Annotated in this window: 12 protein-coding genes; 6 read left to right on the forward strand and 6 right to left on the reverse strand. The window is 62.6% G+C overall.

Annotation, left to right across the window (positions count from 1 at the left end):
• Positions 1 to 2,499 carry a ligase-associated DNA damage response DEXH box helicase gene (locus tag V7660_RS12685; protein WP_335603418.1) on the forward strand — a complete coding sequence of 833 codons (2,499 nt, stop codon included), beginning with the start codon at positions 1 to 3 and terminating at the stop codon, positions 2,497 to 2,499.
• On the opposite strand, the gene V7660_RS12690 is transcribed toward V7660_RS12685, so the two are convergent.
• On the reverse strand, positions 2,496 to 3,665 hold the full coding sequence (locus V7660_RS12690; protein WP_335603419.1) for an acyltransferase family protein: 1,170 nt from the start codon (positions 3,663 to 3,665) through the stop codon (positions 2,496 to 2,498). The genes V7660_RS12685 and V7660_RS12690 overlap by 4 nt on opposite strands.
• 154 nt (positions 3,666 to 3,819) lie before the next feature.
• Between V7660_RS12690 and pdeM the strand changes: the two genes are divergently transcribed.
• The 4 genes from pdeM to V7660_RS12710 all read left to right on the forward strand — a co-directional run bounded on the left by pdeM (position 3,820) and on the right by V7660_RS12710 (position 7,723).
• Positions 3,820 to 4,542, forward strand: a complete 723-nt coding sequence (gene pdeM, locus V7660_RS12695) for a ligase-associated DNA damage response endonuclease PdeM (protein ID WP_335603420.1) — start codon at positions 3,820 to 3,822, stop codon at positions 4,540 to 4,542.
• A gap of 219 nt (positions 4,543 to 4,761) precedes the next feature.
• Positions 4,762 to 6,189, forward strand: coding sequence for a DEAD/DEAH box helicase (locus tag V7660_RS12700; RefSeq protein WP_335603421.1), 1,428 nt, complete (start codon positions 4,762 to 4,764; stop codon positions 6,187 to 6,189).
• A gap of 89 nt (positions 6,190 to 6,278) precedes the next feature.
• Positions 6,279 to 7,268, forward strand: coding sequence for an NAD(P)H-dependent flavin oxidoreductase (locus tag V7660_RS12705; RefSeq protein ID WP_335603422.1), 990 nt, complete (start codon positions 6,279 to 6,281; stop codon positions 7,266 to 7,268).
• Between the two features lie 23 nt (positions 7,269 to 7,291).
• Positions 7,292 to 7,723: a hypothetical protein gene (locus tag V7660_RS12710; RefSeq protein WP_335603423.1), complete on the forward strand. Its 432-nt coding sequence runs from the start codon at positions 7,292 to 7,294 to the stop codon at positions 7,721 to 7,723.
• Positions 7,724 to 7,726: 3 nt separating this feature from the next.
• On the opposite strand, the gene V7660_RS12715 is transcribed toward V7660_RS12710, so the two are convergent.
• Both V7660_RS12715 and selD read right to left on the reverse strand, forming a co-directional pair.
• Positions 7,727 to 8,167: a TlpA family protein disulfide reductase gene (locus V7660_RS12715; RefSeq protein ID WP_335603424.1), complete on the reverse strand. Its 441-nt coding sequence runs from the start codon at positions 8,165 to 8,167 to the stop codon at positions 7,727 to 7,729.
• Positions 8,168 to 8,236: 69 nt separating this feature from the next.
• Positions 8,237 to 9,295 (reverse strand): selenide, water dikinase SelD, encoded by a 1,059-nt coding sequence (selD, locus tag V7660_RS12720; RefSeq protein ID WP_335603425.1) that lies wholly within the window; start codon positions 9,293 to 9,295, stop codon positions 8,237 to 8,239.
• Between the two features lie 76 nt (positions 9,296 to 9,371).
• On the opposite strand from selD, the gene mnmH reads away from it, so the two are divergent.
• Positions 9,372 to 10,424 carry a tRNA 2-selenouridine(34) synthase MnmH gene (mnmH, locus tag V7660_RS12725; protein ID WP_335603426.1) on the forward strand — a complete coding sequence of 351 codons (1,053 nt, stop codon included), beginning with the start codon at positions 9,372 to 9,374 and terminating at the stop codon, positions 10,422 to 10,424.
• On the opposite strand, the gene rnhA is transcribed toward mnmH, so the two are convergent.
• Genes rnhA through V7660_RS12740 form a run of 3 tightly spaced genes read right to left on the reverse strand, consistent with a single transcriptional unit; the run spans position 10,421 to position 12,468 of the window.
• Entirely contained in the window at positions 10,421 to 10,864 is a 444-nt protein-coding gene (gene rnhA / locus V7660_RS12730) for a ribonuclease HI (protein ID WP_335603427.1), read from the reverse strand. The genes mnmH and rnhA overlap by 4 nt on opposite strands.
• A gap of 39 nt (positions 10,865 to 10,903) precedes the next feature.
• Positions 10,904 to 11,491 carry a hypothetical protein gene (locus tag V7660_RS12735; RefSeq protein WP_335603428.1) on the reverse strand — a complete coding sequence of 196 codons (588 nt, stop codon included), beginning with the start codon at positions 11,489 to 11,491 and terminating at the stop codon, positions 10,904 to 10,906.
• Positions 11,488 to 12,468, reverse strand: coding sequence for a homoserine kinase (locus V7660_RS12740; RefSeq protein WP_335603429.1), 981 nt, complete (start codon positions 12,466 to 12,468; stop codon positions 11,488 to 11,490). The genes V7660_RS12735 and V7660_RS12740 overlap by 4 nt, the downstream gene beginning before the upstream one ends.
• Positions 12,469 to 12,476 lie beyond the last annotated feature (8 nt).

The raw sequence follows: 12,476 nt of genomic DNA on the forward strand, positions 1-12,476 counted from the left end.
ATGGCTGACAGCGCGCTTTCCCCCTTTGTCCTGCCGGACCCGTTCGAGGCCTGGTTTACGGCACGTGGCTGGCGGGCGCGCCCGCACCAGCTGGCGCTTGCTGAAGAGTCGCTGAAGGGCGAAAGCGCCTTGCTGATCGCGCCGACGGGCGGGGGCAAGACGCTGGCAGGCTTCCTCGGCAGCCTGATTGAACTGCGCGCGCGCAAGCGGGCGGCGAATTCCGACCGGCCCGCCCTGCACACGCTCTACATATCGCCGCTGAAGGCGCTGGCGGCCGACGTGCAGCGCAACCTCACGGGCCCGGTCGAAGAGATGGGGCTGGGCATCAGGATCGAGAGCCGGACGGGGGATACGCCCTCCCATGTGCGTCAGCGCCAGAGACGGACGCCGCCGGATATATTGCTGACCACGCCGGAACAGCTCGCGCTGTTTCTTGCCTCCGACCATGCGAAGGAATTCTTTGCCGACCTCAAATGCGTGATCGTGGATGAAATCCATGCCATGGCGGCCTCAAAGCGCGGCGACCTGCTGGCGCTCGGCCTTGCAACGCTGGCAAGCTGGGCCCCGGCCTGCCGGTTCATCGGCCTGTCGGCGACGGTGCGCGAGCCGGAAGTTCTGGCGGACTGGCTGGATTTGCGCCCCGGCGGGCATGATGTGCGCATCCTGACGGCTGAGGGCGGCGTCTCGGCGGATGTGGATATCCTGATCTCGAAACAGCGGATTCCGTGGTCGGGGCATTCCGGACGGTTTGCCGTGCCGGAAGTATATGAGGCCATCAAGAAGGCGACGATGACGCTGGTCTTCGTCAACACGCGCAGCCAGGCCGAACTGATGTTCCAGGAGCTGTGGCACGCCAATGAGGACGGGCTGCCGATTGCGTTGCATCATGGCTCGCTCGCGCGGGAACAGCGCACCAAGGTCGAGGCGGCGATGGCGGCTGGCGCCCTGAAGGCAGTGGTCTGTACGTCCACACTCGATCTCGGTATCGACTGGGGCGAGGTGGACCTCGTGATCCAGATGGGCGCGCCGAAAGGAGCCGCGCGCCTGATCCAGCGGATCGGACGGGCCAATCACCGGATGGACGAGGCCAGCCGGGCCGTCCTTGTGCCAACGAACCGGTTCGAGGTGCTTGAATGCCGTGCGGCCGAGGCAGCGGTCGAGGCTGGCGAGATTGACGGGGAAGGGGTGCGCGAGGGCTCGCTGGACGTGCTGGCCCAGCATGTCATGGGCCGGGCGTGTGGCGACGGGTTCCGGCTGGAGGTGCTCTATGAGGATATTGTCCGGGCCGCGCCCTATGCGTGGCTCGACTGGGAGACGTATGAGCGGATCGTCGATTTCGTGGCGAGCGGCGGCTATGCGCTGAAGACCTATGACCGGTTCCACCGCATCGTGCGCAGGCCGGACGGGGTGTGGGTGGCGCGCACGGCCCGCGACGCACAGGCGCACCGGATGAATGTCGGCGCAATTGTGGAATCGCCCATGCTGGCCGTGCGGCTGGCGCAATTCATGGGCAAGGAAAAGCAGGGCGAGAAGCGTAGCGTACGGGCGGGGCTCAAGCTGGGGGAGATGGAGGAATATTTCCTCTCCACCCTGACGCCGGGCGACACATTCCTCTTCGCCGGCGAAATTCTGCGGCTTGTCGGCGTGGAGGGCATGGACGCGCTGGTCGTGCGCGCAGTCGGCGACCGGCCGGCGATACCGTCCTATAATGGCGGCAAGTTCCCGCTGACGACGTTCCTGGCGGATCGTGTCCGCAAGATGATCCATGACCCGGAGCAATGGGAAGGTCTGCCAGACCCCGTACGCGAATGGTTCGAGATCCAGAAGCTGAAATCGAAAATTCCGCCGCCGGATCATTTGCTCGTGGAAACCTTCCCGCGCGGCGACCGGCATTACCTCGTCTGCTACCCCTTCGAGGGACGGCTGGCCCACCAGACGCTCGGCATGTTACTGACGCGGCGGCTGGAGCGGATGGGCGCCAAGCCCACCGGCTTTGTCGCCAGTGAATATGCGCTGGCAGTGTGGGGGATGGAGGACATGTCCGAAGTGGACATGGACGCGCTGTTCCATCCGGACATGATGGGCGACGATCTCGAAAGCTGGCTCGATGAGAGCGCGCTGATGAAGCGGACCTTCGGCCAGTGCGCGCAGATTTCCGGCCTTATCCATCGCAACCTTCCGGGCAAGGAGAAGAATTCCCGGCAGGTGAGTTTCTCGTCCGACCTGATCTATGACGTGCTGCGCAGCCATGAGCCGGACCATATCCTGCTGCAGGCCGCCCGGCAGGACGCGGCGACGGGTCTGCTGGATGTGCGCCGCCTGTCGGACGCGCTGGTGCGTATCCGTGGCAAGATCGACCATCAGGCGCTGGAAAAGATCAGCCCCTTCGCCGTGCCCGTCATGCTGGAAATCGGCAAGGAGCCGGTTTCTGGCGCATCCGTGCAGGACGCCATCCTGGGCGAAGCGGAAGCAGAGCTGGTCCGCGATGCAATGAGTTAGGCGGGCTGGCGGGTGAACCCCGACAGAAGGCGCAAGATCAACGCCTTCCAAGCCAGCAGTCGGCGCTCTGAAACTTCCGCCAACAGCAGACATGCGCCAAGAGTTGTGACGGCCAGTGCCGCCCAATGCACCGGATTGGCCGCGTTGTAGGCGGGCAGGGCATGAAGGAAGGACAGAAGAGGATTGTGGAATAGATAAATCGAGAAGGTTGCCCCCGCTCCCCAGCGGATCACTGGTTCCAGTCCTGTCGCTCTCTGGCCTGCTGACTCCAAGATCTGTGCAGCGCCCATAAAGTGAAGGGCGACCAAACAGCCAAGCAGGAAATTCCAGATAAATTCGTCTGAAAAGCCGAACAAGGCATTCGGGGATTTTCCGCCGAGCAGTTGGGTGGTGAGTTCGGTCAGTATGTGTGGCAGGCCGACGGCCTGGGCCGTGCCGTAAAGCGCGACGGGCAGGAGGCACAGGGCGAGGGCCGCCGGTCGTTCGATTGCGTCGTATGCCGATGACCGCATGAGTCTTTGCAATCCCACGCCGATCAGCCAGCATGGCGCTAACAGTAGGATGCGCGGACCGGCAATCAAGGCGATCACAGCCAGCAGCAGGGTGCGGGTTCGGGCCTGGCAGTATACGGCGACGCCAAAGGCAGCATAATACCAGGCCTCATAGGCGACGGACCAGAACGGGCCATTCGTGCCGAGACGAATGTCACCGCCCCATCCTTGGGACATGAAGGTGAGCGCCGTGACGATCTGCGAGATGCGCTGATCGCCATTATACCAATGCGCTGCGTAGACGTCCGGGAACAGTCTGGCACCCAAGGTATCGAGACAGACGGTCAGAATGATGGCGGGCAGCACAACCGAATACAGGCGGGCCAGCCGGGCGGTAGCATAGTCCTGTGCCGGGCGGTCCTTGCGGTAGGTTGTGTGAGCAATGACAAAGCCGGACAGAACGAAAAAGATCACGACCGCATCACTGCCGATATTCAGGTCCCGTACCCACTGGAATTGGCCGTTCGTGTAGCGCGCATAGGCCAGATGAGAGGCAACGACCATCAGCGCAGCACCGAGCCGGACGGCATCAAGATAGAGGGAAAACCCGCGATTCATAACCGATCGCGCGGCGATCTCCTCACTTGGCGTGTGATGCGGAAAATTCCTGTTCATGCGTCCCGGTGCGGTTTGCTTGTGCGCCAATGCGACCGACCAAGCATAGGCATGATGGGCTTAAGGCCATGTAAAGCAGCAAGGCACGTTTCTTTCAGCCCAGCCTGCCATGGCGAATTGACCGCTGCCCAAATGCACGCCAGATTCTTCTCCGATGACTGCCGCCGCCACGAAACCCGTTGAAACACATCTGCACCTGGCCGGGGAGCTGCTGAGGCCGCTGCCGGAGGGGGCGTTGTGGTGGGCGGCCGAGCGGGTGCTGGTCGTGTCCGATCTCCATTTCGAGAAGGGCAGTGCCTATGCGGCGCGGGGGCAGATGCTGCCGCCCTATGATACGGGCGCGACGCTGTCGCTGGTCGAGCGGCTGTGCGCTGCGCTCAAGCCGCAGACGGTGATCTCCCTCGGCGACAGTTTCCATGACCGGGCGGCCGAACTGCGCCTGCCAGAACCCTATGCCCGGCGCATTCAGGCACTGACGACGGCGCATGACTGGGTCTGGGTTGAGGGCAATCATGACCCCGACCCGCCGGCGCATCTCGGCGGGCGGGCCAGCAAGGTGCTGCGCATCGGATCGCTGGTTTTCCGGCACGAGCCGACGGGCGAAGTGGGCGAGATTTCCGGGCACTTGCATCCGGCGGCCAAGATCATCGGACGGGGGCGATCCGTGCGGCGGCGCTGTTTCGCCAGTGATGGCGCGCGGCTGGTCATGCCGGCCATGGGCGCCTTTACCGGCGGGCTCAACGTGCTGGACGACGCCTTCGCGCCGATCTTCCCGGAAGGGGCAATGGCCTTCGCGCTGGGGCAGGAGCGGGTGTTCATGGTCGCGGCAAAAAGCCTTGTGGCCGATTTGCCACGCACAGCGCGCTGGAAATTCTGAGCGGTTATAATCGTTTGTGCATTGCACAAAAGCGTGCCATATGCCGCTGTAGCAGGGCGAATAGCTGCTGCTCTCGCATTGATCGTTGCCTTTTCCGGGTTCGCGTCGAGTGCGCAAACAACCGGGATGCCGATTAAAAGCAGGCTTCCTAAAACTTAGAGCCTAACAGGGCGGGCGGACTATTGAGTCCGCTGGGCGCCCGCACATGAAAGTATTGATTTGACACAGTTTACCGAACTCGGCCTCGCCGAGCCCGTCCTCAAGGCCATTGCTGCTGAGGGCTATACCAAGCCGACTCCGATTCAGGAGCAGGCGATCCCGACACTGCTGACAGGCCGTGACCTGGTGGGCATTGCCCAGACCGGCACAGGCAAGACGGCGGCCTTCGTGCTGCCGCTGCTGAGCCGTCTGGCCGCCAATCCGGGCCGCCCGGTCTCCAAGATGGCCCGCATCGTGATCCTGGCGCCGACGCGCGAGCTGGCCGCCCAGATTGCCGAAAGCGTGCGCGTCTATGGCAGCCAGATGAAGCTGACCACGACAATCGTCGTTGGCGGCGTGAAGCCCGGTGGCCAGGTTCGCGCCCTTGCGCGCGGTGTGGACGTTCTGGTGGCAACGCCTGGACGCCTGCTGGACCATATGGAAACCGGCGCCGTGAAATTGAGCGGCACCGAAGCCGTTGTGCTCGATGAAGCCGACCAGATGATGGATATGGGCTTCCTGCCTGCGATCCGGAAAGTCATGAAGGCCATCCCGACCCGCCGCCAGACGCTGCTCTTCTCGGCGACGATGCCGAAGGAAATCCGCTCGCTCGCGAATGATTTCCTGAATGATCCGGCAGAAGTCACCGTCGCCGCCGTTTCCAGGCCTGCCGAAAAGATTGACCAAGCGGTCTACATGGTGAAGGGCGACGCCAAGCCACGCCTGCTGGCCGAACTCCTGTCGGCTGATGACATGGACCGGGCCATCGTGTTCACCCGCACCAAGCACGGCGCCGACAAAGTGGTCCGCTACCTTGCCAATGAAGGCCTCTATGCAGAAGCCATTCACGGCAACAAGAGCCAGAACCAGCGCATTCGCGCCCTGGACAATTTCAAGAAGGGCAAGGCCCCGATCCTGGTTGCGACCGACATTGCCGCACGCGGCATTGATGTCGATGGCGTCAGCCATGTCGTGAACATGGACATGCCGAACCTGCCGGAATCCTATGTTCACCGCATCGGCCGGACGGCCCGCGCCGGCAAGAGCGGCATTGCGCTGTCCTTTGTGGGCAATGATGAGCGCGGCTATCTGCGCGACATCGAAAAGCTGATCGGCCGCAAGATCGACCGGATCGAACTGGCCGAAGACATGGCGCTCGACCTGTCCCTGCCGGAAGAGCCGGGCCCGCACACCAAGCAGAGCCGCGGTGGTGGCGGCGGTCGTGGCAGAGGCCAGGGCGGTGGACACCGTCAGGGCGGGCAGTCCCAGAACCGCAATCGCTCCGGCGGTGGTAAAGGTCCCCGCAAGGCCGGCGGCAAGCCCGGTGGTTCGCGTGACGGCGGCGACAGAAGCGCTGCCCGCTCCGAGTCCGGTGGAGGCGCCTCCCGTCAGGGCGGCGGCCAGAAGCGCCGCAGCAAATCCACCAAGTCCTGGTCGCCTGTAAGCTAAGGGCCGCCAGGCACTCTTTCCCCAATGTCAGCCTTGTTTCCGCGCCTGCCTTCCGCCAAGGATAGGCCGGAAAACAAGGAGGACATGCCATGAAGACTGCCATCACAGAAATGTTCGGAATCGAGCATCCGATCATTCAGGGCGGTATGCACTATGTCGGGTTCGCCGAAATGGCTGCTGCCGTCTCGAACGCCGGCGGCCTCGGCATCATCACGGCCCTGACGCAGAAAACCCCCGCTGACCTCGCCAATGAGATCGCGCGCTGCCGGGACATGACCGACAAGCCGATCGGCGTGAACCTCACCTTCCTGCCGGTCGTCAACGCGCCGGACTATCCGGGCTATGTGAAAGCGATCATCGAAGGCGGCGTGAAAGCCGTTGAGACCGCCGGGAACAACCCGGTGCAGGTCCTGCCGATCCTGAAGGAACACGGCATCAAGGTGATCCACAAATGTACCGCTGTGCGCCATGCGCTGAAAGCCCAGTCGATTGGCTGTGATGCGGTCAGCGTCGATGGCTTCGAATGCGGCGGCCATCCCGGCGAAGACGACATTCCGAACATGATCCTGCTGCCCCGCGCGGCAGATGAGCTGGACATTCCGTTCGTGTCTTCCGGTGGTCAGGCAGACGGGCGCAGCCTTGTCGCCTCGCTCGCCATGGGCGCCTCCGGCATGAACATGGGCACGCGCTTCATCGCGACGAAAGAAGCGCCTGTGCACCAGAACGTGAAAGACGCGATTGTTGCTGCCAGCGAACTCGACACGCGCCTTGTCATGCGCTCCCTGCGCAATACCGAGCGTGTGCTGAACAATGCGGCAGTTGAGCGCCTGATCGAAAAGGAGAAGGCCTTGGGCGACAAGCTGGAATTCAAGGACATCATCGAGGAAGTCGCAGGCGTCTATCCGCGCATCATGAAAGACGGCGACATGGATGCCGGCGCATGGTCATGCGGTATGGTTGCCGGCCTGATCCATGACATTCCGACCTGTAAAGAATTGATCGACCGAATCATGAAAGAAGCCGAAGACATCATCACGAACCGTCTCGCGGGCATGCTCGCAGGAAAGGTTCCGGCTTAATTCCAGATCCAGAAAGACTCCTCATGATCCGTATCTCCCTTTTTGCCAGTGCCTGTTTCGCTCTTGCAGCGTGTGGCGCAGGCAATTCCGTCACCAAGGATGCCGTATCTGCCTGTAATGGCATGCTGGCAGGGGATCCGGAGATTGAGGAAGATCTGGCCGAAGATGGCGAGACGGTCGCGGCCTATTGTGGCTGTTTTGGCCAGTTGCTGGCTGATCAGCCTGAAGCGGATCAGACAGCTATCCTGAAGGTCAGTCAGGTGATCGGCGACATTCGGGAAGAACGAAATGTCGGTCTGGAAGACGCCGCCGAGGGTGTCGACAAATCCTTCGGAGCGGATGGTTCGAGCGAGGCGTATGGCGTCTCCTCCAGCGAGTTCGAGACAACTGGGAAATATTTCGATGTTGTCCGCCGTGAACTCAACAAGGATGATAGCGCCTGCACGGCGCCCTGATCGTCAGGACAGCGCCCCATAAATTGCGGCAACGATCTCGGCTTCTGACATGGATTTTGTCACGGTGCCGAGCACATTTCCAGAAGACCGGTCAATCAGATAGAGTTGGCCGGTCTTTATGTTTTCGGGGAAGATTCCGCGCATCGTTTCCGCAATACCAAGGGTTTCGGCGTCTGCGAAATAGGCGGCCTCGTCCTTGGCGGAATAGTCGAGGGCGAAGAATTCGACACCTTCAAAATCATTTGCAGCGCGCACGGTTTCGACCTTGGGATCGAGCACTTTGCAGCTACCGCACCAGCTCGCATAGCTCAGCACGGCGAGCACTTGCGTGTCTTCGGCCGGGGCGGTGACCGCCTTGACGTCGGCCAGGCTGCCAGGCGCGGCGACGGACGGGCCACACGCAGCGAGGACGGCGAAGGAAAGCGCGGCAAAACTGAAACGCATGGTGTTTCTCCAGTAGCGATGTTGAGACGGTCCTGGCACAGGCGGATGCGGGACGTGGTCACACTTGCGTTATGCGACGCACACGCCGGCGGGGCCTGCCTCGACCCGGCCGACAATGGTTGCGCCGTCATGTCCATGCTGTGCAAAGATGTCGAGCACGGCGCGGGCAGCATAGGGCGCGCAGGAGACGAGCAGGCCGCCGCTGGTTTGCGGATCGCAGAGAATATCCGTTTCCATCTCGGACATCTGGCCACTGACCATATGGGACACCGACTCCCAGTTGCGGCCCGAGGCGCCGGTCTTGACGCCGGCCTCGGCATGGCGCCGCGCGCCCTCGAAGACCGGCACCTCATTCTTCTCGATCACGATCTGAACGCCTGCGCCGCGCGCCATTTCGCTGGCATGGCCAAGCAGGCCGAAGCCCGTCACATCGGTCGCGGCATGCACGCCCGCAAGTTCGGAGAGCTCTGTTCCCGGCGTATTGAGCCGCGTCGTCGAGGCGACCATTTCGTCGTATTCGGCAGGGGAGAGGATCTCGCGCTTCAGGGCGGCAGAATAGATGCCGATGCCGAGCGGCTTGCCGAGGATCAGGACGTCGCCTGCCTCCGCCTTGGAGTTCAGCAGCAAATGGTCCGGATGACCCATGCCCAGCGCGACGAGGCCATAGATCGGCTCAGCGGAGTCAATCGAATGCCCGCCCGCAATGGGCGCGCCGGCGGCTTCCGCCACGCTGCGCCCGCCTGCGAGAATGGCGCGGATGGTCTCATTGGCAATCTTGCCGATGGGCATGCCGACAATGGCGAGACAGAAAATGGGTTTCGCGCCCATGGCGAAGATATCCGACAGCGCATTCGTCGCCGCGATGCGCCCGAATGTATGGGGATCGTCGACGATGGGCGTGAAGAAGTCCGTCGTGGCGACGAGCGTGGTTGTCTCGTTGATGAGGTAGACGGCGGCGTCATCGCTCTTGCCCGCATCCACGATCAGGTCGGAATGGCCGAGCGAGAGGGGCATCTCGCTCAATATGTCAGCCAGCACATTTGGCGCGAGCTTGCAGCCGCAGCCGCCCCCATGCGCAAGGGAGGTCAGGCGGGGTTCAGTCTGGCTGGCTGTCAGGTCGGCTGGCATGGCGGGCTCCTCTTGGGCTGCAGGCTTACCGCGCTCGCCACTGGCGGGGCAAACAAAACCTGCTAATCGGGGTGGGATGCCTTATCTCGAAACCGTCACGGATATCAGCCCCAAAAACCTCTCGCGCTATGATGCGGTCATTGATGTGCGGTCTCCGGCCGAGTTCGAGGACGATCACATGCCGGGCGCCATCAGCCTGCCGGTGCTGTCGAATGAAGAGCGTGCGCGCGTCGGGACGATCTACAAGCAGGAAAGCCCTTTCCGCGCCAATCGTGTCGGCGGGGCCTTGGTCGCGCGCAACATTGCGCATCATCTGGAGACGGCACTGGCCGACATGCCGAAGAGCTGGCGGCCGCTGGTCTATTGCTGGCGGGGCGGCATGCGCTCGAACGCGATGGCGACGATCCTCTCATCGGTCGGCTGGCCGAGCGGGGTGGTGAAGGGCGGCTACAAGACGTGGCGGCGAGAAGTTGTGACGGGGCTCGACCATGAGACCAGCCTGTTGCCGGTACGCCTGATCGATGGCCAGACCGGAACGGGCAAGACGGCTCTGCTGCAGGCCATTGCAGCGGCGGGCGGGCAGGTGATCGACCTTGAGGGGCTTGCCCATCATCGCGGCTCGGCCTTTGGCGATTTTGATGACGAGCTGCAGCCGGCCCAGCGCCTGTTCGAAAGCGGCATCTGGGACCAGCTGCGTCAGTTCGATCTGAGCCGTCCGGTCTTTGTGGAGGCGGAATCCGCATTGGTCGGCCGGTGCCGTGTGCCCCGTCGCCTGTGGCAGTCCATGCTGGCGGCGCGGCGTATCGAGATGAGGGTCCCGTCAGACGTGCGGGCGAAATTCCTGCTCTCTGCCTATGAGGACATTATCCGGGACAAGGACCGGCTGATGGAGGCACTCGCCAAGCTGAAGGGCTTGCAGTCGAAAGAGACACTGGCCGAGTGGCAGGCCTTGGCGGAGGCGAACGACTATCGCGCGCTGGCGCGGCAGCTGATGGACCGGCACTACGATCCGCTCTATGCACGCAGCCGCAAGCGGCGCGAGGATGCGCCGGCCGATGTGGTCAGGTTGGAAAGCCTGGATGATGCCGCGCTGAAGCAGGCGGCAGAGAGACTCGTGTCCGGCGCCTAGCGTCCGCGGGCTTCGTGGGTGCCGCGGCGGGCCAGTTCGTCGGCCTTTTCATTGCCCGGATCCCCATCATGCCCTTTCACCCATTTCCAGGTGATGTCATGGCGCTGGCAGGCTTCGTCCATGGCCATCCAGAGATCCTGATTCTTGACCGGCTTTTTTGCGGCGGTTTTCCAGCCATTGCGTTTCCAGCCATGAATCCATTTGGTCAGGCCGTCTTTCACATACATGGAATCCACATGCAGCGTGATCTTGGACGGGCCCTTCAACGCGTTCAGCGCCTCGATCACGGCCAGCATTTCCATCCGGTTGTTGGTGGTGGCCTTGTCGCCGCCCCACAATTCCTTGCGCTTGTCGCCCGCCACGAGCAGGGCGCCCCAGCCGCCGGGGCCGGGATTGCCGCTGCAGGCGCCATCTGTCCAGATTTCGATCTTGTCAGTCATGGGATTTCAGGTGCGGGGCTTTGGCAGGTCCGTCAAGCATCAGAAGACGCTGATGTCTGCCTGATGAAGCTGTTCCGCAGGCTTTACGATGGCCAGGAAGAGCAGGCCGCAGACGAGGCCAGCCAGCGCGCCGATACAGGCGCCGGTGAGGGCCGCGCCAAGGCCGGTCAGTAGCGACGCCGTGACGCCAAACCCGCTTGTCGTGCCCCCGACGAGTAGCGCGCCCCAGATGCTGGCCCAGCGCAGGTAGGGCGCACGGGCCGAAATACCCTGATGCGGGAACCTGCCGATGGACAGGCCCATGGCCAGCCACGCGGCCGGCACGGTGACGAAGAACAGGATGAAGTTGAACAAAGACATCATCGCGGCCATCTGGATGCCCATCACGAAGCCGCTATTTGGGCGATCGAACATGGTAGGCAACAGGCCAGCCCCTTCGAGGAGGCCGAAGACAAAGGTGAGGAAAAGTCCGATCAGCGTCACGCCAAGACAGGCCGCCAGGGAGGACAAGAGCAGGCCGAGTTTTACACGGCGGATCTTTCGGTCAGGACCGAGGGCGCGATAGTCAGCTGGAAGGGCAGAAGAATCGGTTCCAGCCACCGCACCATTTGGCCCGAATTCTGTCATGCACCATAGCCTTCCGCATGTGTCACCTTGCGATGAAAGGCGAGGCGGCCGGCATATTCGAGGGGATTCTTGGGCTTTACGAGGGCGCCTTCGGGGGTCGAGGTCCAGTCCACCATCCGCGTCAGGAAGAAGCGCAGCGCCGCGCCGCGTGCGAGCAGGGGCAGAGCGTCACGTTCTGCGGGGTCTAGCGGACGCACACTTTCATACCCGGCGATCAAATTCGCGCCCTTGGAATAATTGTAGTCGATCGCGCCGCGCCCAGGATTGTCATCAAAGGCCCAGGCATTGAGACAGATGGCCAGGTCATAGGCGAGCGCGTCGGTGCAGGCGAAATAGAAATCGATGATGCCGGAAAAATCCTCACCGAGGAAAAATGCATTGTCCGGAAACAGATCCGCATGGATCGTGCCGCGCGGCAGGATCAGGCTTTGCGGCCTGGCCTCGGCAATGTCGCTGAGGGCTTCGTCGATCAGGCCCGGCAGGCCCGGCTGCAGCTTTTCGGCTTCCTCGGACTGGCCCGCCCAGAGGCGGGGCCATGCCGAAGGGCCGAGACTGTTGGGGCGGGTCATGTCGAAATCTGCGAGTGCGACATGCATGCGCGCGAGACCTTCGCCGAGGCCGCGGCACTGGGCGGGGCTTGGCTTTTTCGCGGAGAGACCCTCCAGAAAGGACACGATCACGGCAGGACGGCCTTCGAGCGTGCGGAGCGCCTTGCCGTCTTTTGCGAGGATGGGCTCCGGGCAGGGAAAGCCCTTCGCGGAGAGATGCTGTTTCAGGCCGATGAAATAGGGCAAATCGTCTGCATTCACCCGTTTCTCGAACAGGGTGAGAATGAAGCGGCCGGTCGTGGTTTTGAGATAATAGTTCGAATTCTCCACACCCTCGGCAATGCCCTTGAAAGACAGGGCCTTGCCGAGATCATATTCCTCGAGGAACGCCACCAGCGCGTCGTCCGAAACCTGAGTGTAAACAGCCATGAAGACCG

It is taken from the genome of Hyphomonas sp. (genome assembly GCF_036964145.1).
Lineage (GTDB): Bacteria > Pseudomonadota > Alphaproteobacteria > Caulobacterales > Hyphomonadaceae > Hyphomonas.